Consider the following 25,093-nt stretch of genomic DNA (forward strand, 5'->3'; position numbering starts at 1 on the left):
CGGTTAAATCAATAAGAAAAACTAACTACAAAGATAAAAACGTATCTAAAAAATACATTTACATATTTTTTCATCTCTAGCTTTGAACAGAATTAACTATCAATCATATAAAAGAAATCATCTTCTGAAATTACGACTATATCTTGCCCCTTTTTAATTAATGCCAGCGCTTTTTCTTCTTTTGAACTCATGCTTTTACCATTTAATTTAGCCACATCCTGCTGGCCTTTAACTAAATAGTTTGTTTTCTTAGTAACTCCTTTACCCACATCAAAACCAAGCTGAGAAGCAAGAATACTTGCATCCATCCGTGGCATTCTCAGCTCTCCGGTAAAGCACAATACGTCACCAAACCAATCCCCATCAGGGTTACCGCCGTCAATAATTATATTAGTGGGACTTCGACCTTCAGCCATTTTACCGGTAGAGATCAATGAGCTGATTTTTCTCCGCACTAGGGAATGACAATCTTCCAATTTCATCTGTTTAGCGTTTAAAGCAGCTACTAATACCTGCCCTGCTGCAATCGCATCTGCTACAGCATCGTGGTGATTTTCGATCTGGATATCATTTAGCCTACATATATTAGCAAGGCCATAACCACTGTATGCGACTTTCTCCCAGGTCCTACGAACGATTTTTGTTATATCGAGCCATTGGTAATCTAATTGATCAAAATTCCGTGTCAGCGCTACCTGATCGAATGTAGTATAAGTTCCTACTACTGAGCTCCCTATAAGCCGATCCAGCTGTTCTTTGACTTCACAAATTAAAGGAGCTCCGTCAACATCGTCCTCGGATATTCCATGAATTTGGATGTTCATCCAATCAAAATAAGTTTGAGGATTAATTAAAGATCCCCAGCTTTCAACTAGTTCACCATCTTTAAATACGGCGACCCCAATTTGGCAGATTGATTTTGGATCAGAGTTCGCCGTCTCCACATCAAGTGCTACAAAATCCATTCTATTCCCTTTATTTTTTCACGTTATTAAGTGTTATAAAGCGAAAATACATCATATTAGAAATTTAATCACTACCTAGGATAGTCCTTAGAAACTCTATAGACGGCCTTAAGGTTAACGTATAAGAAAGGGAATAAATTAAATAATGAAAATGCAAGATCCTAAGCTTAATACTTTCACTATGCTATGCATGCGTTACGTATCGCTAGTTGTCCAATTGGGCACTATTGTAGAAGATTACTTTACTCACATGGACGTGAAGACGGCACGTAAAAAAGCTAATTTTCATCAGTTGCCCTTCCCAACATTTAAGTTAGAGCCATCAGCAAAAGCGCCGTGGATGGTCAGACTCGAAGATTTCGCAATCTATTTAGATAGGCAATATGCACTCCATCGACAAGACTATGATGCTATGAATAGGTAATTACTCATATTCTTACTAATCACAAATAAAATTTTGAATAATTTAAAATATATAGCTAAATATGCAAAAATACAGTTGTTGGAAAAATTGAGCTTAAATTCAATTGATTCTGAAAAGTAGTAATAATCAAACCTTTTTGATCTTTACCATTTCAATTGACAATTTTGATTGTAGAAAGCGTTGTAAATTGAATTCAATGGAAGTGAGATTTTGAAGGATTATTAAGTATTTATTGATATAGGGGCAACTAAAGCATGGCAGGTGGAGAAACAGCACGTATCACTGAGATAGCGGAGAGGTTATCCAATGAAATTTTTAATTTCTTCAAATGGAAAACATTGCCAGTTGGTTTGATGAATCAAAATTTTGATTGTGTACATAAAGAAGAACATGTCGTTTTAAAAGAAAAACAGATTGAAAATTTAAAAGCAGAATTTGATCAAAAGTTAATTGAAGCAAAAAAAACAGCAACTAAAGATGAAGAGTGGCAAGCATTAGAAGCTTCCCAAACAGCAATTTTAAAAGAGATGGAAGGTAAGAAGAAGAGTGAACTATCTAAAACACATCCAGTAGATGCTGTATTTTTCTATACAGACCCATATACTAAAAAACAGATTTTTTTTAATTGTGATTTAAAAAGTTACAAGCAAGGATCTATTACCACTACAGCTTTGCGATCAACGTTATCCTCACTATCTCAGACTATTCAATGTGCCCGGGATTCAGAAGAATGGAATACGAGATATAACTGCGAATTTAGTGGTGAAATAAGAGGATTACTCTTTCTATTAAATCATGATGGTAAATACACCACTGATCTCCGAGACTTGTTTAAAAAGAAAGAAGGTGCTGAAGAACAACGGGTTGTTATTGATAATCTAAAAATACAGCCAAATCAAATGATACATATTATTGACCCTAGAACTGTTTGTTATTTAGATACTATTAGAAAAGATACAGCTTATCTTACTTCAATTAATAAGTTCCCTCACCCACGATCAGATTGGTTTTTTTTCTACCCTGATTTGAAAATAAGTAGGCCAATTCCTGATACCACTAATAGTCCAGCAACTATCGAAATGATATTAGGCCCATTTTTAGTTATTAAGTATAAAGAATTTGAAAAAAATGATGAGACTGGGCGAGAGAAAGAAGGTTTCTTAATTTATTACAAATTAGCAGGTGCTTCTAAAGAGGAGTTTTTATTCTTTTTAGATACACTTTCAAGTTATCAAATTTTCAAACATAATATCAATATTAATATTCGAATGATTAATTCAGACCCTCACCCTCAATTTGAGGAGAATTTTCACAACGCCATCACTCACTATATAGAGAACTGGCAGCTAAACGAAGAATCTTCTAGAATCTTTAAAAACATTAACTTTTCTTTAGTTGAAAATATTTCCACCAGATTCCTAACAGCCCCAATTCTCTATAGAGAGCTTTCAAATGATTAATTCTAAAAATATTATATGCCCTGATGATAAAGATATATACACCACTCTACAGAGCAATAATATTAATAATAGTGTATTAGAAGATTTATTCCTGAATCATTATACACTTACTAGTAATAGAGGAAACCGCGAAAATAGAGCATTATATTTTTCTCGCTCTCCGTTATCATATGATGATTATTTGACAATAAAAAATACTTTTGACAAAGAGAAACGTAGGAAAGAGACCACAAAAGGCATACTACTTGGAACTAATTTATCCTTTGCAGATATTAGAGATCATTTAGAAGCTGAAAAAAATATATTAATTGATTTAAATCATACTTCTGATTTAAAAATAATACCAGTGGGAAATAAAATAGTTATTAAGGTAGATTATATTGTTTATGATTTTTCAAAAAACCTGTTTAATGGTCAGGATCATTTATCAACTGAAATTATTTTAAATTTTGATAGAAATTCTCAAGTGTTTATTGAATCTACAAATGATAAAAATGTAGATAAATGGCAAAGAAAAATTATCGATATCATTCAAAAAAACACAGAGAAAGATTCTTACAAAGAAATTGAAATTTCCCTATTTGGCATACATGATCAGGAAAAAAAATTAAAATTTTTCTCTGATTTAATTGAAAATATACCTGGTTTTACTTATCAAACAGTAGTAGATATTTTTGTTAGCAGAAAAAAGGAAGATAATAGTCCTGCTGATGAAACTGAAGAGGAAGAAGATACAACAGAGGATGTGAATCGATATATTAAAAAAGCATCATTTAAAGGGTCAAAACTTTTAGATTCGGAAACAGTTCTTAAGTTACTTGAGAAACACTATCATATATATCGCATAATATGGCAGGCGAGTGATAATACTAAACCAAATGAAATATATCAATTTGAAGTGAAATTTAATAATCCTGAAGATTGTACAGATTTTGCATATTCAATTCATGGAAAATTTGTTGATAGAAAATCAAAAATATCTGTTGTACCATTTGATGAAACAAAACCTATAACTTCATTAATATTTCAACAAGCAAGAGGCTTAATGGACCAAATTAATCTGGAAATCTCCAAAACCCCAGATACCTCTGTACCAGATTCTCAGTCAAATTCAGAGTCATAATTATTATGAAAAGACTAAATTTTTATAAATTGAATTTAAATAAAGACTTTTTAAATTTTAAAAAGTCTATTTTATCATCTACTCAAAGTAATTTAGAGGAAGGCTATATCAATCCACTAGAAGTAGGTGAAGACTATCTGCATGCTATTTTTTATAAAAAAATACTTATTAATGAAAGAATTCTTAACCCTTTAGGAGACTATGAAAGTATTAATTATTACACCTATCAAAATATTGAATTTTTCATTTTCATTAAAAATAAAATTATAACTCTAGCAATTCTTAATCAACCCAAAAGTTTAAAAAACTTTATTTCTTTTTTAAAAAAGAAAGATAGTTTATTTTTTTCCCTAGGTAATTATTTAATTGATATTGAAAGAGCCATCAAAGACCGTCCTTTCAAAATATTAAAGGCAAAATTCATTGATGTAGAGTTATCAACTAACTCTTTTGCTACAATTGAAATCAATTCAAATAACAATGCTTTAACTGATTTCCAATTACTTGATATAAAAGGAAAAAGCGAATTAGTCAGAGTAAAATTAATAGAGGAATATAAAAATATATTAATAGAGTCAGAATTTACTAATAAAGCTAATTTTTCAGTAAAAATAGAGCATTTAGATTACAATCTAATTCACCATCTATATGAAAAATATATAATACTGTGAAATATTACAATATTCTAAGATGCTAATTATATAACTTCTATGAAACAAAATCCTTCTTGGAGCTACTGTTATTTATAGAATTAAATTTTAATATATGATTAGCCACCTTTTTTATAATCTAGATACTACTCTTCAAAATTTACCCAAACTGGTTGAGTTAAATACTGCTTATCAGACTCAAAGAGTAAACATATAAATAGTCTATGCTTAGTGATCTCTTCAGCTACTTCGACGGCACTTTCTATTGACTGGAAAACTTTAGCCAAATCCGGGATTTTTGTAAAAGCAGTGTTGACCATAGTTTCTGGTTCTTCAAATATGCTTAAGAATTCCCTGTATCCGGCAAATGAATCACATACCCTTTAAACTCGCTGTCCTCAGGAAGATTAAGACGTTTCTTAGCTTCCTTGATTGTTATTCTGTTACCCTCTAACTTGCGTTCTTGTGCATGTTTGATGCGTTCTTCACGCGATCTCCTTTGCTTTGCCTGGCCCATTAGTATTTCTTTCTTTTGATGGTTTGTCTTTATGGTTGCTTATGAGTATCTGACTTTAACGACGAGCTATTTAAATTATTAACTCCCCTAGCCAATCCAATAAATTTTTTACTCCTTCCTCATATTAATAGAAAACCTATTCAGATCAACTGGGAGTTAAGGCCAGACAAGGTTCTATCTTTAAAAAGATTTAAGCTAAAAACTGCTAGGATGAGTACCTTGAAGAATAAGGATACAAATGAGGATACAAAGTAATCTAGAAAATAGATAAAACCACAATGTACAAGGATTATAGAGCCTTGTTCTATCCCCGCAGGGTGCACCATCCTTTCAAAATGTGATCTATACTTCAAAAAATTAGCGTTAATCTTCATATTTTTAGAATATTTTTTATACAAAAAATCATTTTTTCTTCATTATTTTATTTCTATTACTTTCAAATACTTATTTCAAAATGAGGCTATTTTTTGGTGTAAAAACTCTATTTTGATGCTTTTTTAGACTAATTAGTTTTTTCTAGAGCATTTACTCTTATTTTAATTGTGCTATTTTTGTCACATGGAGTAACAAATGATTGCGGATAAATACCCGAAATCTCCAAGAATTAAATAAGTGCAAACAACAACGCTAGATATAAATTTGTACCTCAAGGAAAGACGTAAATGAAATTAAAAACATTAACTAGTGCAATGATTCTTGCAACTGTACCAATGACGGGTGCATTTGCTGCGGCAATGGACCGTTCAGGCCAATCAATTGCAGCCTTCCTGCAACCAGGTAATTACTTTGAAGCAGGTATTTCTGTCCTAGACCCAGATGTATCTGGTAAAGAAGCTGGAACAAGTGATACTCGCCGTAATATTAGTGATATGGCGGGTGATTATTATTTTCCAAGTGCTGCTTTAAAATTTCAGCCAACCAGCAAATTTTCAGTTGGTATTTTATATGACCAACCGTTTGGAGCAGATGCTACCTATACAGGTAATAACGTATTTGTTTCCGATTCTACGAATACAATTTTAGCTCCTGACGCGTTAGCAGATATTCGTGACTCAACTATCGAAACAAATGTAGCCGCAAACCTTCCTGGAGCACTAGCAGCCAACTTGACTGCTGGAGTAAATGGTGAAGTAGCTAGACGTGCAGCTGCTTTAGTTGCAGCAGGCCAGGCACCCACTCAAGCTATTGCAGAGCAAGCTATTCGTGGTACTCCAGGCGCACTTGATGCTATTACGCAAGGCGTAACAAATGCAATTACTCAACAAGTAACTAATACTGTTACTTCAACAGTCGATGCTGGGTTAGCAAATATTAATGGATTACTTGGCACTGGTAACACTAGCGTAGAAGTAGATACTCAAAATTTATCATTTATTGCAGGTTTCCAACCAACTGAGAATTGGAATATTTACGGTGGCGCAGTTTACCAAACGATCAAAGGTAATCTTTCATTACGTGGCCAGGCTTACAGCTTATACAATGGTTACGATGCGTCTATTCCAGAAGATAGCTCTGTAGGTTGGTTAGCCGGTCTTGCTTATCAAATTCCTGAAATTGCATTAAAAGCATCTATTACTTATCGTTCTGAAATTGACCATGATGTTAATATGAATGAAAGTATTCCAACCTTACCAGCTTTAGCTTTGCTCCCAAATGGGGCCGCAGCAGCAGCAGCTATTGCAGCAGCAAGTGGTGAGACAAAAATTACTACTCCACAGTCTGTAAACCTTGATTTCCAAACAGGTATTATGGCGAATACTGTAGCTTTTGCGAATGTTCGCTGGGTTGAATGGTCTAAATTCTCAATTCAACCTTATAAATTTGGTCTAATATCAGAAGCAGTTGGCCCTATTGTGGATCGCCCAGATGGCTTCAATCTTGTTGAATATGAAGATGACCAAATTTCAGCAACTGTAGGTGTGGGTCGTAAATTTAATGATCTATGGGCTGGTAACGTATCTGTAGGTTGGGACTCTGGTGCAGGTAACCCTGTATCTACACTTGGTCCAACTGAAGGTTATTGGAATGTAGGCTTAGGTCTTCAGTACAGTCCAACACCAGCTACTTTCATCGCGGGTGGTGTTAAATACTTCATGTTAGGTGATGCAAAAGCACAAACAGGCGCGCAAGCTGGTAGTTCTGAATACGTCGCTGAATTTGAAGACAATAAAGCATGGGCATATGGCTTAAAAATGGGTTACCGTTTCTAAGATATCCTTAATAAAAAAACCACCTTCGGGTGGTTTTTTTAACTTTTTTACTCTATTTTTATTCACTTGCATATCATTCGATTATTTTAGCACCAATTAAAATTAACAGAACTTCAATCCTTTCACATTATTTAAAGTTAATTTAATCTGATATTTTTCATATATTTATACCAATAAAATTAGTATAAAAACTCTAATCAAGCTCTTTCCTTAACCGCCTTAGTTCATTTCTTCAACAGAGCTGAGTATTTACTCTTTTTAAAATTATGTTACTTTTCCTGCACATTTTTGTTACAGATGGCATCAGGGAACGTACCATGAAGCTCAATAAAATTTATTCTGCTATTTTACTTAGCACTTTACCTCTTTCTGCAGTTCAAGCAGCTGGCCTAGACCGTTCTGGTCAATCTATTTCTGCTTTTTTACAGCCGGGTAATTATGCTGAAGCAGGTATTACTGTGATTGATCCTAGCGTATCTGGAAAATCTATTCCTCAACTAGGTAATGAATCTATCAGCGACATGGCAGAAGACTACTACTTTCCATCTGCTGCTATTAAAGTTCAAGCAACTGATAAAATATCTTTAGGTCTGATTTATGATCAACCTTATGGTGCCGATTCAATTTATCCAACAAATAATGTAAGTTTTTCACAAGTAAATCCTCTTAGTACTCAACGAGAAAGCACTCAAGTAGAAGTAAAAACTAATAACCTTACAGCTTTAATCGGTTATCAACCAACTGAAAACTGGAATTTTTATGCTGGACCTGTTTGGCAAACTGTAGAAGCTAAAATTGCATTACGAGGTGCAGCTTATGGAAATTCGGGCTATGATATTAAACTTGATGAAGAAGAAGCTTGGGGCTGGCTTGCTGGTTTCGCTTATCAAATCCCTGAAATTGCTTTAAAAGCAGCTATTACTTATCGTTCAGAAATCGATCATGAGGCAAATTCAACAGAGAGCTTTGGATTTGGAACTATTGCATCGCCTCTTTCACCAGATGTTACAGCTACAACACCTCAATCTGTAAATTTAGATCTTCAAACAGGTATTGCAGCAAATACTTTAGCCTTTGCTAACGTACGCTGGGTAAATTGGAGCCAATTTGCAGTAACACCTAATTTATTAAAATTACGCTCAGGTAGTAATTTGATTGACTACTCAGATGATCAATGGTCTGCAAATGTTGGTGTTGGCCGTAAATTTAGCGACAAATGGTCTGGCTCTGCTTTAGTAAGTTATGACTCAGGTGCAGGTAATCCTGTAACAACACTAGGACCAACCGAAGGTTACTGGGGTGTAGGTTTAGGTGGACAATATAGCCCAGCCGAAAATTACTTTATTCAAGCAGGTGTTCGCTATATGTGGTTAGGTGACGCTGAGGCTAAAGCAGGCCCTAATGTTGTAGGAGAGTTCACCGATAACACTGCAATCGCATATGGCATGAAAATCGGTTACCGCTTCTGATTTTTTGATAGATTCAATAAAAAAGGCGCTTATAGCGCCTTTTTATTTACTTAAATTCTTTAAGCAGGGATATCACGCACTGAAGCATTACGAATTGCTTCTTTTAACGCATCATAACCACGAATTGGCGGGAATTGCGGGAATTCAGCAATCACATTTTCAGGCGCATCAAATAGGAAACCATGGTCTGCCTCACCTAACATTGTAGTATCGTTATAAGAATCCCCTGCCGCAATCACACGGAAATTCAAACCATGCAGTGCTTTAACAGCCTGACGTTTTTGATCTGGCTGACGAAGTTTATAGGCTGAGATCATGCCCGCTTCATCCGTTTCCAGTTTATGACAGAAAATCGTCGGCCAATCCAGTTGCTTCATCAATGGATGTGCAAATTCATAGAAAGTATCTGAAAGAATAATTAATTGAAAATGCGTACTCACCCATTTCACAAATTCTTTTGCTCCTGGGAATGGACCCATTTCTGCAATCACTTCCTGAATATCGTTCAAGCCTAAACCGTGCTGTTTTAAAATATTCAGACGTTGGGTCATCAGTACATCATAGTCAGGAATGTCACGAGTCGTCGCTTCAAGCTCTTTAATACCGGTTTTTTTGGCAAAGTTAATCCAGATTTCTGGAACCAACACACCTTCTAAATCTAGACATACGACTTCCATGAACATTCCCTCTAAGTTGTATTGAAAAAATTTTGCACTATCATAGCTGAAGAAACAGATTTTGCACTGTACTTTTTTAAATCTATTTTTTTAATAAGTATTTATTTTTTAGTGATAAGTCAATTAAATCAATTCTATTAAAATAGATGTGAAATTAACTAATATAGGCCATGTCCTTTCCAAGCCTATATCGCCAGGACTCTCATGACCATCATTCCTACTATTGATCGTATTGATGCGCTTGCATCTGAATATGCAGATAAATCGCCCAATGAAATTTTGGCACTTGCACTAGGCCAGCAAGGTGAAATTGCGATTTCATTTTCTGGTGCTGAAGATGTTGTATTGATTGATATGGCATCGCATCTCGGTAAACCGTTCCGGGTATTCAGTCTGGATACTGGCCGTCTACATGCAGAGACGTATCAGTTTATTGAACGAGTGCGTAAGCATTATAATATCGAGATTGAAATCTGCTTCCCTGAAACGGATGCAGTACAAAATTTAGTGACCACCAAAGGTTTATTCAGTTTCTTTGAAGATGGCCATCAGGAATGTTGCGGTATACGCAAGGTTCAACCGCTACGTAAAAAACTGGCCACGCTGGACGGCTGGATTACCGGTCAGCGCAAAGACCAAAGTCCGGGTACACGCAATGAAATTCCAGTGGTTCAGGCCGATCCAGGTTTTTCCGGTCCGGGAAAACAGTTGATCAAGTACAATCCTCTTGCCAACTGGTCCAGTGCGGATGTCTGGAGTTATATCCGTATGATGGAAGTCCCTTATAATGCCCTACATGAGAAAGGTTTTGTTTCTATCGGCTGTGAGCCCTGCACTCGCCCTGTGCTGCCAAATCAGCATGAACGCGAAGGTCGCTGGTGGTGGGAAGAAGCTACCCATAAAGAATGTGGCTTACATGCTGGCAATCTAAAAAAATAAAGTTAAGTTTTATCGTTCCTATTGATTAAAAGACTATTTTTAATAAAGATAGTCTTTTTAATTGATAATTTTACATTTAGTGACAAGATAGAAATTACCTTTTATCGGGATAATATTATTTTAATTAAAGAATTGATAAAATTTTAGCTCATTGATTTATTTGCATAAAATGTGAAATTGAACACAATGCTATTCTTCTAATAACACATAATTATTAAGTTACACTCCACTTCGCCTAGAAAATACTATTTTTAGAAATCTATTTTAAAACTAAAATTTTCACATTTCATAAACTTAGGAAGATATTTTGTTCTTGTCAATAGCCACTTTTTCACAGTTGAGGCAAGATAAAGCAGTTCATTTATATACTAAAAAAGATATACTTTAAAAACTAAAGTAATAATTCTAACAAGGCTTTTTAGCAAAAAAGCCATAGAGAGTGCAGTGAGGCAATCCACGCTATGCGTCCATTACATCCAATTGATTTTATTTTCTTAACCTTAGAGAAACGGCAGCAGCCTATGCATGTAGGTGGACTATTTTTATTCCAAATTCCCGACAATGCGCCAGCTTCCTTTATTCAGGATCTAGTCACGGATATCCAAAATTCAAAATGCTCTCCAATTCCACCTTTTAACAATTATTTAAACGGCCTGTTTTGGGATGAAGACCAAGAATTTGATTTAGATCATCATTTTCGTCATATTGCCCTGCCAAAACCGGGCCGTATCCGTGAATTGCTAACCTATATTTCTCAAGAACATAGTGCCCTGATTGATCGTGCCAAACCTTTATGGACCTGTCATATTATTGAAGGCATTGAAGGAAACCGTTTTGCCATGTATTTCAAAATTCACCATGCTATGGTGGATGGAATCGCTGGCATGCGTCTGGTAGAAAAGTCGCTTTCACATGATCCAAATGCCAAGAGTATTGTACCGCCATGGTGTGTTGAAGGCCCACGTGCCAAACGCCTGAAAGCACCTAAAGTGAACAGGTTTAAAAATGTCCTGCAGACCATTAAGGGGCAACTGGAATGTGCGCCACGAGTTGCTTATGAACTGTCGCAAACCGTCATAAAAGATATGGGACGCAATCCGGATTATGTATCCAGCTTTCAGGCGCCAAGCAGTATTCTGAATCAACGCGTCAGTGCTTCACGTCGCTTTGCAGCCCAGTCTTTCGAATTTTCACGTTTACGTCATATTTCTAAGGCATTGGGCGTGACCATTAATGATATTGTCTTGGCCATTTGTTCAGGTGCATTACGTGAATATTTATTATCGCAAAATGCCTTACCGAAAAAACCGTTAATTGCTATGGTTCCAGCTTCTGTTCGCAGTGACGATTCAGATATATCCAACCGTATTACCATGATTCTGGCCAATCTGGGCACGCATAAAGAAGATCCGCTAGAACGTCTCAAGATCGTACGTCGCAGTGTGCTGAGTGCCAAAGAACGCTTCAAACGTATGAATGCCAACCAGATTTTGAACTATAGTGCCTTTGTCTACGGTGCAGCAGGTCTGAATATTGCCTCCGGTTTAATGCCGACACGTCAGGCGTTTAACGTCATTATTTCCAATGTACCTGGGCCACAAGAACCATTGTATTGGAATGGTGCACGTCTTGAAGCACTTTATCCGGCTTCCATCGTACTGGATGGTCAGGCCTTGAATATCACTATGACCAGCTATCTAGACAAACTGGAAGTCGGCTTGACCGCATGTCGTAATGCCCTGCCGAAAATGCAGAACTTGCTGACACATCTGGAAGAAGAAATTCAACGTTTTGAACTTATTGTAGATGGCGAACCTGTCCCAAAGTTACGAGCGGTAAGCTAGCCGCGGATGAATAAATAAGATAGATGGACTGCCAAAGATGCTGATCATTTTTGCCAGTCTTTGAGCACAGAATAAAGGGACCGATCTGGTCCCTTTTCTTTATTTTTGGAAATCTTTTTAAATTATTTTAGAATTTTTGGAAGACTTCTCGATTTAAACGTCTATCCAAATCATTTTTGATAAGTTAGAAACAATGCACAAATGCAATCAGCTTTTAATGGTACGGCACTGTTGTAATAATTGATGGCAGACGTTACGGATCATGCTCGCGGTAATCTGAACTTCATTACCGCGCTCATCAACGATATATCCCGCATGTACAGTCTTTGGTTCTAATACGTGTTTTAGGCCTTTATGGATTACTGCTTTACTCATACTCATCACACACTCCTTTTGCTAAGCCTGAAACTGGGAGAAACGGCTTTGGCTAATTCATGCATCTAGTATTGTAAATAAAGGCCCGGTTGTAAAATTTCAGATGTAACAAGTGTTTAACGATATTCTGTTACAATTTCAGCTGAGAATGATATCGTATTGCTCTTGCGTATACAGATTTTCCACTTGGAACTTAATCACACGATTAATGAAATGTTCTAGATCAGCGACTGCAGGCGCTTCTGCCGTCAATAATCGATCAATGACAGCAGGATGCGCGACGACAGTAAAGCCACTCTGTGACTCATAAGCACGGGCATAACGCAGAATTTCCCTGAATATTTCGTAACATACTGACTCGGCTGTTTTGACATAACCACGTCCCTGACAGGTCGGACAAGATTCACAGAGCAAATGTTCCAGCGACTCACGGGTGCGTTTCCGGGTCATTTCTACCAGGCCCAGTTCCGATACCTGAGTAATCTTGGTCTTGGCATGGTCACGTTCCAGCATGCGCTCAAACTGTTTCATTACTTCTTCACGATGCTGCGCTTCCTGCATATCAATGAAATCAATGATAATAATTCCGCCCAGATTACGCAGCCGTAACTGACGTGCGATGACATCGGTCGCTTCCATATTGGTTTTAAAAACCGTATCTTCCAGCGAACGACCACCAACATAAGAACCAGTATTGACATCAATCGTGGCCATGGCTTCAGTCTGGTCAATCATCAGATAGCCGCCGGACTTCAATGCGACACGAGTTTGCAATGCCTTTTGCAGGTCTTCTTCGACATTATACAAGTCAAAAATTGGCCGTTCACCCGGATAATGCAGCAAACGGTCTTTCATGTTCGGAACAAATTCTTCGACAAATTCCTGCAACTTGGCATGAATTTCACGTGAATCTACGTAAATTTTGGCAGTTTCTTCATTGGCCAGATCACGAATCACCCGCTGCGGTAAAGGCAATTCTTCAAAGATCAAGGACGGCACTGCAATAATCTTTTGCTTGCGCTGGATGTATTCCCAAAGCTTGGCCAGATAAGCCATATCCTGTGCGATGGCTTCTTCTTCAATCCCTTCTGCCGCAGTACGAACAATCACTGAACCCGGCAGCTTATGTTCTGCCTGAATCCGCTCAATGATGGAACGCAAGCGATTCCGCTCTTCCTCGGATTCAATCCGTTGCGATACACCAATATGATTGCCATATGGCATCAACACTAAATAACGCGAAGGAATAGAGAGATCGGTAGATAGCCGCGCACCCTTGGTGCCGAGCATATCCTTCATCACCTGAACCGTGAGGACTTGTCCCGGTTGAAGCAGCTCAAAAACATTAGGCGTGGGTTGATTGCGTGGCCAGACCATATCATTGATATGTAAAAACGCAGTGCGAGAGAGTCCGATATCTACGAAAGCAGCCTGCATGCCGGGCAAGACCCGCACCACTTTTCCTTTATAGACATTCCCTACCAGACCACGCTTGGCCGTACGCTCGACAAACAGCTCATTGACCGTGCCGTTTTCAATCAACGCGACCCGACATTCCATCGGCGTGACGTTAATCAACAACTCGTCAGACATAACTACACTCAAAACATTATAAGAATTCTTTTCAGCAGTTAATTTAGTGCCTTAACCGTCTGTAATAACTGTACTGTCTCATATAAAGGCAAGCCGACCACATTGGAATAACTGCCCTGTATTTTTGGAATATAACGTGCTGCAATTCCTTGAATCGCATAAGCCCCGGCTTTACCCAGTGGCTCACCTGTCGCCCAGTAACTTTCCATATCTACGGCGCTCAGGATTTGAAATTCGACCTGTGTGCGTACCACTATACTGTATTTTTCATGCTTTGTACGAACACAGACACCGCTATAGACATCATGCCATCGACCGGAGATTTTTGTCCACATTTCAATCGCATGTTGTTTGGATTCAGGCTTACCCAGAATCTCCTGATCCACCCCTAGACTGGTATCCGCAGCAATGATGATGGCATCTGGATAATACTCAGCCACGGCATCTGCTTTGGCTCGTGCCAGACGTTCAACATAGGCTGCGACCGACTCGCCTGCTTGTACCGATTCGTCAATTTCTGGGCTGTAAATATCGAAGCTCAGCCCGAGTTGCTGTAACAACTCGCGGCGCCGGGGTGAGCTCGAAGCAAGAATTATACGCGCCATTTTTTGAGCACATAATAAATAGCAGGCCAAACCAGAATACTGGTCAGCATCGGAATCCAGTGCCTTGCATAAGAAAATTGCACGCCAGCCACAATCTGGGAAAAAAAGATCATTAGCAGATGCGCGACAATCGCCAGCCCCATAATCACCCAGAGATTATTAAAAGTCAGGATACGGCGCTCACGGGTCAGAAAGCGGGCTAAGAAAGCAATAATGATAAAGCTCAGCGCATTCAGACCCAAAGGTGCATCCAGCAGCAGATCAATAAAAATACCGGTACCAAAGGCAAACCAGATCCCGCACCAGGTCGGCTGACACAACACCCAGAAGAGCATGATCATCAGCATAAACAGCGGACGCCAGCCCGAGAGATTATAGGAAAGTGGATAGACCATTAAAATAGAAGCCACAATCACCGAAATGACAATAGCCATTAAAGGATCACGATGCTTTCTGGATTTCATCCTAGCGATTGACATGCGGTTGCTCCATCGCTAATGAATCGGAAAATAACACCACCACATGATGTCCACCGGCGAGTTGAGCCGCAGGCGTCACATCAATCTGGGCAAATTCACCGGAATTATGGCGTTGTACTTTAGACACCTGCCCCACCAGATAACCTGCCGGAAAATGTTGTCCCAAGCCCGAACTATAGACTTTTTCACCGACCTTGATATTGGCGCTGGTCGGTACATATTCCATTTTTAAACGTCCCAGATCGCCCGTGCCTGAAACAATGGCACGCATCCCGGTATGTTCCAGGCGCACTGACAGTGAATGTTCTTTATCAGACAACAGCATGACCCGGCTACTATGCGGATAGACATTGATAATCTGTCCCATGATACCCTTGTCATCCAGTACCGTTTGCCCGACTTTCAGCTCATTATTCGAACCCCGGTTGATCACAATAATATGCCGTAATGGATCGGCATCGGTACCAATCACTTCGGCAATTTCAATACGTCCATCAATGATCAGCGGCGTGTCCAATAGGCCACGCAAACGGGTATTTTCAGCAGAAAGTTCAGAGATTTTTTGTAAGCGTACCTGTGCCTGTAACAGCTCGGCTTGCATCGCGGTATTTTCCCGACGCAATTGAGCTTCAGACTTGGTTTGTTGATTCAACCACTCTCGCGACAATACCGGATAGCTAGCCACCGCATAAATAGGATTATAAGCAGCGTACAGGACATCCCTTGCAGGTTGAACAACATGCGGCATGCGCCAATCAAAGAAAAGCACCACCAGGCATGTTACCAATGCAATGATAAAAGAGCGAAAAGATGGCGGTTGTCGAGAAAACAGATGTGCTTGCACCCGCCGGATCCTTTTCTTAGCCTACGAATAACATGTCATGATTTGGGTTGTCGAAAAATTCGAGTACCTTGCCGCCACCACGTGTCACGCATGATAGTGGATCTTCTGCCACCACCACCGGCAGGCCAGTTTCTTTGGCAAGCAGCTTGTCCAGGTTACGCAGTAATGCACCACCACCAGTTAACACGATACCACGTTCAGCGATGTCCGAAGAAAGCTCAGGAGGGGTATGTTCTAAAGCAGATTTCACAGCAGACACGATGTTTTGCAATGGATCAGAAATCGCTTGGGTCACTTCGTCTGAATTGACCACAATCGCGCGAGGCACACCTTCTGCGAGGTTACGACCACGAACTTCAATTTCCAGCGGTTTAGCACCTTCATCAGGCAAAGCCATACCGACTTCTTTTTTGATCACTTCAGCCGTAGTTTCACCGATCACACAGCCATGCGCTTTACGCACGTAGTTAATGATCTGTTCATCAAAGACATCACCGCCGATACGTAAAGAATCGGCATAAACACAACCTTGTAGGGAAATGATTGCAATTTCAGTCGTACCACCACCAACATCGACGACCATCGAACCACAGGCCTGCTCAACTGGCATCCCTGCACCAATCGCTGCTGCCATTGGCTCTTCGATTAAACGCACATCACGTGCGCCCGCATTAAACACGGCTTCACGAATGGCGCGGCGCTCAACCAGAGTCGACTTACATGGCACACAAACCACGACACGCGGTGCTGGAGTAAATAAACGGTTTTCATGTACTTTGCGAATAAACTGATTCAGCATGGTCTCAGTGACTTCAAAATCCGCAATCACCCCGTCTTTCATGGGACGGATCGCTGAGATATTGGCTGGGGTACGACCTAGCATTTGCTTCGCTTCAAGACCGACTGCCGCAACAATTTTATGTGAACCACTATGACGGATGGCTACAACCGTTGGTTCATTTAATATAATGCCTCGTCCTGGCGCATAAATAAGTGTATTTGCTGTACCTAAATCAATGGCAAGATCGGGCGAAAACAAGCCTATTAGTCGTTTTAGAATCACGGGGACGTTCTCAGTTAAACTTTATATGGACGCAAGGTGGCCACTTTAACTAAATGTGATGATTTGGACAAGTCAATCGCTTATCATAACGCATGATAATTTGAATTTTTTTAATACTGATTAGGTAATATTATGTCTACATCGGATGCACAGCATTCTGCAGATTTAAGTGCAGAAACAGTTTCAGCTATTGCCAACCTTGCAAGGTTATCTCTCAATGATACGCAATCTGCTGAATATGCTCAAAGTTTAAATAAAATTTTAGGCATGATGGAAACCCTGAAAGGCATCAATACCGATGGTGTTGAACCCCTGAAAAGTCCTTTCGACCACCCTCAGCCGTTACGTGATGATGTGGTTACCGAAACCAATCATCGTGAGCAATACCAGGCAGTTGCACCAGCTGTTCAGGATGGCTTGTACCTCGTACCGCGCGTGATTGAGTAATTACTACCCAGTTCATTCTTTTTATTAAATTAAACGTAAAGAATTATTTCTCATGACAGATTTACATCGCTTATCCATTCGTGAACTTAGTGAAGGTCTGGCAAATGCCCAGTTTTCATCTCGCGAATTGACTGAACACTACTTAAAGCGCATTGCAAAAATTGATTTACAGGTCAAGGCTTATGTGACCGTAACTGCTGAACAGGCATTGGCTGAAGCTGATGCTGCCGATGCTGCAATCAAAGCTGGCAATGCCTCTGCCCTGACTGGTGTGCCAGTTGCCCACAAAGATATTTTCTGTACCCAAGGCATCAAGACCACTGCCGGTTCAAAAATGCTGGACAATTTTATCTCTCCTTACGACGCGACCGTTGTAGCGAAAGGCAAAGCTGCGGGCCTGGTCACTTTGGGTAAAGTGAACATGGACGAATTCGCGATGGGTTCGACCTCTGAAAACTCATATTACGGCGCAACGGCTAACCCTTGGAACCTGGGCCATGTCCCTGGTGGTTCTTCAGGCGGTTCTGCGGCAGCCGTTGCAGCAGATCTTGCTCCGTTTGCAACCGGTACTGATACCGGTGGTTCAATCCGTCAACCTGCATCATTCTGTGGTCTGACCGGTCTTAAACCGACTTACGGTCGTGTATCGCGCTTCGGTATGATTGCCTATGCATCATCACTAGACCAAGGTGGTCCAATGGCACGTTCTGCAGAAGACTGTGCTTACCTGATGAATGTCATGGCCGGCCATGATGCAAAAGATTCAACTTCAATGGATCAAGTGGTAGATAACTATGTCGCGAACCTGAACGCTACATCGGTAAAAGGCTTGCGTATTGGTATTCCAAAGCAATACTTCAATGTGGAAGGTCTGGATGCAGACGTAAAAGCACGTGTCGAAGAATCCTTAAAAAAACTGGAAGACATGGGCGCAATTCTGGTTGAGATTGATCTCGACATGACTGAAAGCTATGTGCCGACTTATTATCTGATCGCGCCTGCTGAAGCCTCTTCAAATCTGTCACGTTATGACGGCGTACGTTATGGCTATCGCGCAGAAAATCCTGTGGACCTGATGGACCTGTACAAGCGTTCACGTTCAGAAGGTTTTGGTGCAGAAGTGCAACGCCGTATCCTGATTGGTACGTATGCCCTGTCTGCAGGTTATTACGATGCTTACTATGTAAAAGCACAGAAAGTACGTCGCCTGATCCAGCAAGATTTCCTTAAAGCATTTGAATCGGTCGATGTCATTGCAGCACCTTCTGCGCCAACGACTGCCTATAAAATTGGTGCAGATTTAACGCCAGTTGAAATGTACCTGGGCGATATTTATACGCTTGCGGTAAATCTGGCAGGTCTTCCTGCGATTAACGCGCCTGTCGGTTTTGACCAAAATAACTTGCCAGTTGGCTTACAGCTGATTGGTAATTACTGGTCAGAATCTCAATTGTTGTCTGTGGTACACCAGTATCAACAGGCCACCGATTGGCATACAAAACGCGCTGCAATTGCTGAGGAGAACGCATAATGGCTCAAGCTCAAAAATCGGCTAAACCAAAATCCAACCTGATTGATGGTTGGGAAGTCGTTATTGGTATCGAGATTCACACTCAGCTTGCCACCAATACCAAAATTTTTTCAGGTTCATCGACTGTTTTCGGTAATGATCCAAACACGCAAGCCAGCCTGGTTGATTTGGCTATGCCGGGCGTATTACCGGTATTAAACAAAGAAGTGGTTGATCTTGCGATTCGCTTTGGTTTGGGCATCGATGCTTACATCGATCAGGCGTCTGTATTTGCACGTAAGAACTACTTCTATCCGGACTCTCCAAAAGGTTATCAGATTAGCCAGATGGACAACCCGATTGTGGGTTTGGGTCATATCGACATCCAGCTTGAAGATGGCACGGTTAAACGCATTGGCGTAACGCGTGCGCACCTTGAAGAAGATGCAGGTAAATCGATCCATGACCAGTTTGAAGGCATGTCAGGTATCGACTTGAACCGTGCCGGTACGCCGCTGCTTGAAATCGTTTCTGAACCGGATATGCGTTCAGTTGAAGAAGCGGTTGCTTATATCAAAGCGATTCACACACTGGTACGCTGGTTAGGCATTTCTGACGGTAACATGGCGGAAGGTTCATTCCGTTGTGACTGTAACGTGTCTTTACGTCGTCCGGGTCAACCGTTTGGTACACGTTGTGAATTGAAAAACCTAAACTCATTCCGTTTCATTGAACAAGCGATCAATGTTGAAATTGAGCGTCAGATGGAAATTCTGGACTGGGATGGCACCATCGATCAAGAAACGCGTTTGTTCGACCCTGTGAAGATGGAAACGCGCTCAATGCGTTCTAAAGAAGAGGCGAACGATTACCGCTACTTCCCTGACCCAGACTTGTTGCCCGTGGTGATTGCGGATGAGCAAATCGAAGCAATTAAAGCAACCATGCCTGAGTTGCCTGCTGCACGTCGTGCGCGTTTCGTGGCTGACTTCGGTGTGACTGAGTACGATGCTCACGTGCTTACATTGACTCGTGAAATGTCAGAGTTCTACGAAGAAGTTGTTAAGGCTGCTGGTGGCGCTGCACAAGGTAAGATTGCGGCAAACTGGGTGATGGGCGAATTCTCAGGTGCTTTAAATAAAGCAGGCCTAGATTTGGCTGACTCTCCTGTATCAGCTGAAAAACTTGGTGGTATGATTGCACGTATTGTGGACAACACAATTAACGGTAAGATCGCGAAGCAAGTCTTCGGCTTTATGTGGGACGAAGGCAAATCCGCGGACGAAATTATTGCTGAGAAAGGCTTGAAACAGGAAACTGATACAGGCGCAATTGAAGCGATTATTAAGGAAGTACTTGCTGCCAATGAGAAGATGGTTGAAGAGTATAAATCTGGTAAAGAGAAAGCTTTCAACGGTCTTGTTGGTCAAGTGATGAAAGCTGCAAAAGGGAAAGCTAACCCTGCGCAAGTGAATGAGTTGATGAAGAAATTGATTGGTTAATTTATTCGCTAATTAATTGATTTCATGTTATAAAAACCTCGCTTAATGCGGGGTTTTTTTAATATGTTTTATAATTTAATAAAATTAAACGATGCTTCTGATTTACATGTAAATAGTGATGGTAATATTTCTTTCAGAATTCCTCTTTATAGATTTTTAGAATTTACAGATGAAAATCTTAAATATAATTTTGATAAAATGCCTAATGAATTTCTTAATGAAATAAAAAGTTATCCTACATTAATTATTTTTGATGATCTAAGATTTCAAACTTTTCTAGTAAAAATAAAAGATTTTAGATTAGACAAAAAAAATAGAATATTAACTACTTACTGTAAAAAATTAAATTTATATAATTTCAAAAAAACACTAAACAAAGCTGATCCAAGAGATGATATCGAAGACTATAATAGTACAAAAAATTTATTAATTAAAAATTTAAAAATAAATCTTGCTGAACTTCAAGGAACTCATTGGACTATTAAAGAAGGAGATTTAATTTCTATCCTTGATGAGTTTTCGATATTTCAAGACATCAATAATTATCGAGAAAATTTTAAAGAAATCTCAAATAATAAAACTCAAGAAATTAAACCATCTGGATTTTCTTCAAGTGAAATAAGCTCTCAATCAAGCATCAATATTCCTAATATTAATAATATATATATTACCAATGTTTCACAATATATTGACTTAATCATTTCAACAACACGGTCAATAAAATCAGATAGAAAATATGAGGTTTTTTTTCGTGGTCATTCTAAAGACATATATAGATTAACTCCGTCAATCTTTAGATCATTCGGTACGAAAGGGAAAATTTATGAAAGAAGTGAACATATACTTTATAGAGAATTGATTACAGCTGAGCCTAGTTTTTTTAATCAAGAGCCAGCTGCCATAGACACTTTAACGAGAATGCAACACTATGGAATGCCAACTAGATTATTAGATATTTCAAGTAATCCACTAACTGCTCTGTATTTTGCCTCTGAACTTCCTGATGAACATTTTGATCTAAATCTTTTGGCTGTGCGACCCACTCTACCTTCAAACAATGAAATAATTGTAAAGGACTTCAAATATTATGAAAAAGTTTTTAGCACTGGTGAAGTAATTTTATTTCTTATAAAAAAAGAAGCTATCAATTTTTCTGATTCAGATAAAGTTACCTGTATTTCAAACATTGTTAAATTAAATAGCACACAAAAAGATTACATAGAAAAAATAATTATAAAAAAACCTAGGTTACCCTCCAGTGATAAAGTATGTGAACAATATTTACATTTTATCAAAAGTGAAAAACCATATTTTAAACCAAGAATCGAATCGAATGACCTAAAAAAAATAATTTGTGTAAAAGGTAAAAAAATTGATAAACGCATTCAAGCTCAGGCAGGTTCATTCCTACTGTTTGGTTATGATCATGAGCTAGATCCTACCACTCATCCTGATATTGATATTATTAAATTTAAAATCAAATATAAGGATAAAATTAATATTTTAAAAGAGTTAGATTTATTAGGTATAAATAAAGCTACTATTTATCCTGATATTGAAAATTCAGCAAAATATATAAAGGAAAAGCTTGAATTAGACAGCTAATAAATATGACCATCAAAAAAAGTATCTTCTATCACCAAACTCGAAGACTTAGGACGCATCCAACTCTCAAAGTCCTTTTTATGCATGACTAGTTCCCTCACCCCAGGCCTCTCCCAACGGGAGAGGGAGTGTCACGTAATCAATTTGATACACGTGGTTCCCTCTCCTGAGCAAGTTTTAAAGCACTGCTTTAAAACGAAGCGCAAGTGAGGGTTAGGAAGAGGATTTACTAGATCAAAAAGAGTCTTACATCTCTCTTACAACCCCAACTTATTCAACAAATCCGGTGTCAAAAAAGTCTGTGCAACACGATTTAAGTCGATATAACGCAGCACACCTTTGAGCTGATTATTAATTTCAGGATTCTTTAAAATTTCCTCACCTGTGGTTTTGCCTAAAGCCTGAAAACTATCTCCAACCGCTTGCAAACCTTCAGCCTGAATCACCGCCTTGGTCTGTGCTGAACATTGCTCCACTAAAATGCGCTGCAACACCGTCGCCAGATTCTTGTCTAATGCTTCCTTTTGACTCGCGGTCACATTGCTAAAAGCCTTTAAGTCCGGATGATTACCTAAAGCCACAAAGGTCCATTGCAAGACGGTAGTTTTATCCGTGACTGTGGTGGATTTCATCAAACAGTCACTGAGCTGGTTGACTGTCGGACCAGCCAATGTCACCTGAGTTACACTTAATAATGTTGCACTTATTAAAAACGTACGAAGCTTTGTAAAAGATTTATGTGCCATCATAATTTCCTGTTCTTCGATGTCCAGCCAATGATATGAAACCAGTTAGTTGTAGCATGGAACAGGGCAATAAACTGATAGAACTCTGTAAAAACTGACCCAGATTTACAACACTTGGATGGTCATTCTGATGTCCATATTGCTATTCATCAGGTCAGGATTTTGATCATTCAAACTTAGCGCTATGATTTAGACTAAAACAATAAAAATAAAAACTTATAATTATGAATACCAACATATTTCACAGCATCATACTGTGGGGGCTTGTCTTTTTTTCGTTTTGATCGTATTTTTATTCATCCATCCAACATCGCGGAAGGAGATTCTCGGATCACGTGATCTCCCCACTAAACCAAGCGGGCTTTCTTCTGTTCTCTCCCGTCGGATCGAGCAGATTTTTGCGCCTATCTTCTCGATCGTCAAAAGGATCATACGGATTTTGGATTAAGTCTTTTGATCCCGCGCTTATTTTAACTGCCTCAAAAGATTCTTGGCTCCGGCATGATTATAGTTATTGGCCAAATTCTGCAAAATCCGCTTGGATTGCGCTTTAGCATTTGGGAAACGGCTGGCATAGACCGGAATACTGTTCAGACAGCGTGCAACCAACATCCCTGATTCAGTATAGACACGTGTTCCCTCAGTGCCCTGCAATTTACCGTAGTTATAGGCACGCTGGGCGTTGTTACAGGCATTATTCAGATTCTTGCCACTATTAATATCACGTCGCGCTGCCACATAAATCTTCATCTGATTTTGTTGCGGTGTTTCTGCTACCGTAGCTCGAGCTGATGCCGCTGCTAGCTGCTTTTTCTCTGCTTCTTTTTTCTCTAACTCTTTTCTTTCTAATTCCTTTCGCTCTAATTCTTTCTTCTCCAGTTCTTTACGTGCTGATTCCTTCAGTTCATTTGTCGTCTTTGCGGCAGGAGTCTTAGGAGGAGTCGTAGTTTTTATCGATGCAGGTTTGGTTTGCTCCAAAGCAACCCTGGCTTTAGTTGGACGATAAAAGTTTTTTGCTTGAGAAGGACTCATGACCTGGGTGAGTAGTCGAACACTACGCGTCTGGCTAGATTTATCAACTTGTCGTTCAGAAGTTGGCTCAATCGAGACAATCCAGCTTTCAGTCAGGTCATCCATACGACACTGATAGGCACCGCTACCCTGTACAACACCCCGATTGGCACTCAGGCGTTTGCGTTGGGCAACATCTGCCACGGCACTAAAATTACTTTTATACAGCAGTGAAAATTTACCGCCCTGTTCATGACAATATTGCGTCAGTATCGAACGCGGATACATGGCCTGAGTCGTATTATTTTTCTGAGCTTGTCCCCAAAGATAAACATAATCTTTTGCACTACCATCACGTTGATTCAAAGCCCGTTTGGCAATTAGTTCTTCCGGACTGGCAAAAGGATGTAAAACCTCTGATTTCAACCGATTCACGCTATTACACCCAGCTAAACCTGCTGCCCCTATTATTAGAATTATTACTTTTAGCTTCACAGCAAACATCTCAACCTCAAAATCCCGTATAACATAGCTTAAATAGCACAAAACAACAAACACAAGATATTGATAACTATAATATTTAAACGGTAAAAAGGCACATATCAGCTTCAACTTTGCTGAGTATGCCAAGCTTCATGTGATAAAAATTGACACAAGTATCATTTTTAAGCCAGATCAAATAATAAACAATTTCATTCAGGACTCAAGAAAAAGATAGAAAAAACACATAAAAAACCGAAGAAGGCGGTGAGTCCTTCTCCGGCGGCTTATTCAGGGAACGCTACAGGCCTTTATTATAATGGGTAATAAATTTACCTTTTATCCGCTGTAACATTGCCTGAACAAGATCAGCATAAGAATAATTTCCTCAACGTACACTTGTTATTTTTATACGTCAAACCACCGGAAATTAAACGCCATCTTGGCTGGCCCTTAGGATTCTAGACAAGAAAAAAATATCTGAATACCCCAATATTGGGAGGTTCTGACACGATTTACCCAAGTCATCTGACCAACGGTCAGATCGATATTTTC

23 protein-coding genes are annotated in these 25,093 nt (G+C 39.2%); 12 read left to right on the forward strand and 11 right to left on the reverse strand.

The features are described from left to right. Positions 1 to 92 precede the first annotated feature (92 nt). Positions 93 to 965 (reverse strand): exonuclease domain-containing protein, encoded by an 873-nt coding sequence (locus AC1IR0_RS02020; protein ID WP_479741141.1) that lies wholly within the window; start codon positions 963 to 965, stop codon positions 93 to 95. A gap of 181 nt (positions 966 to 1,146) precedes the next feature. Here AC1IR0_RS02020 and AC1IR0_RS02025 point away from each other — a divergent pair, with 181 nt between their 5' ends. From AC1IR0_RS02025 to AC1IR0_RS02040, 4 genes are all read left to right on the forward strand, one after another. Next, a complete protein-coding gene (locus AC1IR0_RS02025) occupies positions 1,147 to 1,389 on the forward strand; it encodes a pyocin activator PrtN family protein (protein WP_479741154.1) in 243 nt (80 codons plus the stop codon). A gap of 254 nt (positions 1,390 to 1,643) precedes the next feature. Further along, the gene (locus AC1IR0_RS02030) at positions 1,644 to 2,849 is read left to right on the forward strand and encodes a PD-(D/E)XK nuclease domain-containing protein (protein WP_340835351.1); all 1,206 of its coding nucleotides are present in this window, start codon (positions 1,644 to 1,646) and stop codon (positions 2,847 to 2,849) included. Continuing rightward, positions 2,842 to 3,972, forward strand: coding sequence for a hypothetical protein (locus AC1IR0_RS02035; protein ID WP_479741142.1), 1,131 nt, complete (start codon positions 2,842 to 2,844; stop codon positions 3,970 to 3,972). Before AC1IR0_RS02030 ends, AC1IR0_RS02035 begins: the two co-directional genes overlap by 8 nt. Positions 3,973 to 3,977: 5 nt before the next feature. Then, positions 3,978 to 4,643, forward strand: coding sequence for a hypothetical protein (locus tag AC1IR0_RS02040; protein ID WP_479741143.1), 666 nt, complete (start codon positions 3,978 to 3,980; stop codon positions 4,641 to 4,643). A gap of 322 nt (positions 4,644 to 4,965) precedes the next feature. Here the strand turns inward: AC1IR0_RS02040 and AC1IR0_RS02045 are convergent, their stop codons facing one another. Then, complete coding sequence (locus AC1IR0_RS02045; protein WP_479741144.1) at positions 4,966 to 5,139, reverse strand: hypothetical protein; 174 nt, start codon at positions 5,137 to 5,139, stop codon at positions 4,966 to 4,968. Positions 5,140 to 5,801: 662 nt separating this feature from the next. On the opposite strand from AC1IR0_RS02045, the gene AC1IR0_RS02050 reads away from it, so the two are divergent. Continuing rightward, positions 5,802 to 7,349 carry an outer membrane protein transport protein gene (locus AC1IR0_RS02050; RefSeq protein ID WP_409666337.1) on the forward strand — a complete coding sequence of 516 codons (1,548 nt, stop codon included), beginning with the start codon at positions 5,802 to 5,804 and terminating at the stop codon, positions 7,347 to 7,349. Between the two features lie 317 nt (positions 7,350 to 7,666). Beyond that, the gene (locus tag AC1IR0_RS02055; RefSeq protein WP_005247011.1) at positions 7,667 to 8,818 is read left to right on the forward strand and encodes an OmpP1/FadL family transporter; all 1,152 of its coding nucleotides are present in this window, start codon (positions 7,667 to 7,669) and stop codon (positions 8,816 to 8,818) included. Between the two features lie 59 nt (positions 8,819 to 8,877). Here AC1IR0_RS02055 and thrH read toward each other — a convergent pair whose 3' ends face one another. Beyond that, a complete protein-coding gene (thrH, locus tag AC1IR0_RS02060) occupies positions 8,878 to 9,495 on the reverse strand; it encodes a bifunctional phosphoserine phosphatase/homoserine phosphotransferase ThrH (protein ID WP_004646225.1) in 618 nt (205 codons plus the stop codon). A gap of 204 nt (positions 9,496 to 9,699) precedes the next feature. Between thrH and AC1IR0_RS02065 the strand changes: the two genes are divergently transcribed. Next, positions 9,700 to 10,434 carry a phosphoadenylyl-sulfate reductase gene (locus tag AC1IR0_RS02065; RefSeq protein WP_396469842.1) on the forward strand — a complete coding sequence of 245 codons (735 nt, stop codon included), beginning with the start codon at positions 9,700 to 9,702 and terminating at the stop codon, positions 10,432 to 10,434. Positions 10,435 to 10,895: 461 nt separating this feature from the next. Then, a complete protein-coding gene (locus AC1IR0_RS02070) occupies positions 10,896 to 12,278 on the forward strand; it encodes a WS/DGAT/MGAT family O-acyltransferase (RefSeq protein WP_409666338.1) in 1,383 nt (460 codons plus the stop codon). A 207-nt stretch (positions 12,279 to 12,485) separates the two neighbouring features. On the opposite strand, the gene AC1IR0_RS02075 is transcribed toward AC1IR0_RS02070, so the two are convergent. From AC1IR0_RS02075 to AC1IR0_RS02100, 6 genes are all read right to left on the reverse strand, one after another. After that, on the reverse strand, positions 12,486 to 12,659 hold the full coding sequence (locus AC1IR0_RS02075) for a PA1571 family protein (RefSeq protein ID WP_004646222.1): 174 nt from the start codon (positions 12,657 to 12,659) through the stop codon (positions 12,486 to 12,488). 132 nt (positions 12,660 to 12,791) lie between these two features. After that, positions 12,792 to 14,246: a ribonuclease G gene (gene rng / locus AC1IR0_RS02080; protein WP_004646221.1), complete on the reverse strand. Its 1,455-nt coding sequence runs from the start codon at positions 14,244 to 14,246 to the stop codon at positions 12,792 to 12,794. Between the two features lie 38 nt (positions 14,247 to 14,284). Further along, positions 14,285 to 14,851, reverse strand: a complete 567-nt coding sequence (locus AC1IR0_RS02085; protein WP_213686979.1) for a Maf-like protein — start codon at positions 14,849 to 14,851, stop codon at positions 14,285 to 14,287. Beyond that, positions 14,839 to 15,330, reverse strand: coding sequence for a rod shape-determining protein MreD (gene mreD, locus AC1IR0_RS02090; RefSeq protein WP_247143968.1), 492 nt, complete (start codon positions 15,328 to 15,330; stop codon positions 14,839 to 14,841). The genes AC1IR0_RS02085 and mreD overlap by 13 nt, the downstream gene beginning before the upstream one ends. After that, positions 15,317 to 16,174 (reverse strand): rod shape-determining protein MreC, encoded by an 858-nt coding sequence (mreC, locus tag AC1IR0_RS02095; protein ID WP_004279362.1) that lies wholly within the window; start codon positions 16,172 to 16,174, stop codon positions 15,317 to 15,319. Before mreC ends, mreD begins: the two co-directional genes overlap by 14 nt. A 16-nt stretch (positions 16,175 to 16,190) precedes the next feature. After that, a complete protein-coding gene (locus AC1IR0_RS02100; protein ID WP_004279360.1) occupies positions 16,191 to 17,237 on the reverse strand; it encodes a rod shape-determining protein in 1,047 nt (348 codons plus the stop codon). A gap of 132 nt (positions 17,238 to 17,369) precedes the next feature. Between AC1IR0_RS02100 and gatC the strand changes: the two genes are divergently transcribed. The 4 genes from gatC to AC1IR0_RS02120 all read left to right on the forward strand — a co-directional run bounded on the left by gatC (position 17,370) and on the right by AC1IR0_RS02120 (position 22,301). Beyond that, positions 17,370 to 17,684, forward strand: coding sequence for an Asp-tRNA(Asn)/Glu-tRNA(Gln) amidotransferase subunit GatC (gene gatC / locus AC1IR0_RS02105; RefSeq protein ID WP_064095715.1), 315 nt, complete (start codon positions 17,370 to 17,372; stop codon positions 17,682 to 17,684). Between the two features lie 52 nt (positions 17,685 to 17,736). Continuing rightward, positions 17,737 to 19,215 carry an Asp-tRNA(Asn)/Glu-tRNA(Gln) amidotransferase subunit GatA gene (gene gatA, locus AC1IR0_RS02110; RefSeq protein WP_479741145.1) on the forward strand — a complete coding sequence of 493 codons (1,479 nt, stop codon included), beginning with the start codon at positions 17,737 to 17,739 and terminating at the stop codon, positions 19,213 to 19,215. Further along, complete coding sequence (gene gatB, locus AC1IR0_RS02115; protein ID WP_311203664.1) at positions 19,215 to 20,696, forward strand: Asp-tRNA(Asn)/Glu-tRNA(Gln) amidotransferase subunit GatB; 1,482 nt, start codon at positions 19,215 to 19,217, stop codon at positions 20,694 to 20,696. The genes gatA and gatB overlap by 1 nt, the downstream gene beginning before the upstream one ends. Positions 20,697 to 20,759: 63 nt before the next feature. Beyond that, positions 20,760 to 22,301, forward strand: a complete 1,542-nt coding sequence (locus AC1IR0_RS02120; protein WP_311203665.1) for an FRG domain-containing protein — start codon at positions 20,760 to 20,762, stop codon at positions 22,299 to 22,301. Positions 22,302 to 22,558: 257 nt separating this feature from the next. On the opposite strand, the gene AC1IR0_RS02125 is transcribed toward AC1IR0_RS02120, so the two are convergent. Both AC1IR0_RS02125 and AC1IR0_RS02130 read right to left on the reverse strand, forming a co-directional pair. Then, positions 22,559 to 23,047, reverse strand: coding sequence for a hypothetical protein (locus AC1IR0_RS02125; RefSeq protein WP_243475430.1), 489 nt, complete (start codon positions 23,045 to 23,047; stop codon positions 22,559 to 22,561). A 465-nt stretch (positions 23,048 to 23,512) separates the two neighbouring features. Beyond that, positions 23,513 to 24,562 (reverse strand): hypothetical protein, encoded by a 1,050-nt coding sequence (locus AC1IR0_RS02130; protein WP_409653439.1) that lies wholly within the window; start codon positions 24,560 to 24,562, stop codon positions 23,513 to 23,515. Between the last annotated feature and the right edge of the window lie 531 nt (positions 24,563 to 25,093).

This window comes from Acinetobacter sp. 129952, assembly GCF_056642055.1.

Bases quoted from the DNA above. Each gene is read 5' to 3' on its own strand.
- AC1IR0_RS02020 (WP_479741141.1), bottom strand. From the start codon at position 965: ATGGATTTTGTAGCACTTGATGTGGAGACGGCGAACTCTGATCCAAAA.
- AC1IR0_RS02025 (WP_479741154.1), top strand. From the start codon at position 1,147: ATGCTATGCATGCGTTACGTATCGCTAGTTGTCCAATTGGGCACTATT.
- AC1IR0_RS02030 (WP_340835351.1), top strand. From the start codon at position 1,644: ATGGCAGGTGGAGAAACAGCACGTATCACTGAGATAGCGGAGAGGTTA.
- AC1IR0_RS02035 (WP_479741142.1), top strand. From the start codon at position 2,842: ATGATTAATTCTAAAAATATTATATGCCCTGATGATAAAGATATATAC.
- AC1IR0_RS02040 (WP_479741143.1), top strand. From the start codon at position 3,978: ATGAAAAGACTAAATTTTTATAAATTGAATTTAAATAAAGACTTTTTA.
- AC1IR0_RS02045 (WP_479741144.1), bottom strand. From the start codon at position 5,139: ATGGGCCAGGCAAAGCAAAGGAGATCGCGTGAAGAACGCATCAAACAT.
- AC1IR0_RS02050 (WP_409666337.1), top strand. From the start codon at position 5,802: ATGAAATTAAAAACATTAACTAGTGCAATGATTCTTGCAACTGTACCA.
- AC1IR0_RS02055 (WP_005247011.1), top strand. From the start codon at position 7,667: ATGAAGCTCAATAAAATTTATTCTGCTATTTTACTTAGCACTTTACCT.
- thrH (WP_004646225.1), bottom strand. From the start codon at position 9,495: ATGGAAGTCGTATGTCTAGATTTAGAAGGTGTGTTGGTTCCAGAAATC.
- AC1IR0_RS02065 (WP_396469842.1), top strand. From the start codon at position 9,700: ATGACCATCATTCCTACTATTGATCGTATTGATGCGCTTGCATCTGAA.
- AC1IR0_RS02070 (WP_409666338.1), top strand. From the start codon at position 10,896: ATGCGTCCATTACATCCAATTGATTTTATTTTCTTAACCTTAGAGAAA.
- AC1IR0_RS02075 (WP_004646222.1), bottom strand. From the start codon at position 12,659: ATGAGTATGAGTAAAGCAGTAATCCATAAAGGCCTAAAACACGTATTA.
- rng (WP_004646221.1), bottom strand. From the start codon at position 14,246: ATGTCTGACGAGTTGTTGATTAACGTCACGCCGATGGAATGTCGGGTC.
- AC1IR0_RS02085 (WP_213686979.1), bottom strand. From the start codon at position 14,851: ATGGCGCGTATAATTCTTGCTTCGAGCTCACCCCGGCGCCGCGAGTTG.
- mreD (WP_247143968.1), bottom strand. From the start codon at position 15,330: ATGTCAATCGCTAGGATGAAATCCAGAAAGCATCGTGATCCTTTAATG.
- gatC (WP_064095715.1), top strand. From the start codon at position 17,370: ATGTCTACATCGGATGCACAGCATTCTGCAGATTTAAGTGCAGAAACA.
- gatA (WP_479741145.1), top strand. From the start codon at position 17,737: ATGACAGATTTACATCGCTTATCCATTCGTGAACTTAGTGAAGGTCTG.
- gatB (WP_311203664.1), top strand. From the start codon at position 19,215: ATGGCTCAAGCTCAAAAATCGGCTAAACCAAAATCCAACCTGATTGAT.
- AC1IR0_RS02120 (WP_311203665.1), top strand. From the start codon at position 20,760: ATGTTTTATAATTTAATAAAATTAAACGATGCTTCTGATTTACATGTA.
- AC1IR0_RS02125 (WP_243475430.1), bottom strand. From the start codon at position 23,047: ATGGCACATAAATCTTTTACAAAGCTTCGTACGTTTTTAATAAGTGCA.
- AC1IR0_RS02130 (WP_409653439.1), bottom strand. From the start codon at position 24,562: ATGTTTGCTGTGAAGCTAAAAGTAATAATTCTAATAATAGGGGCAGCA.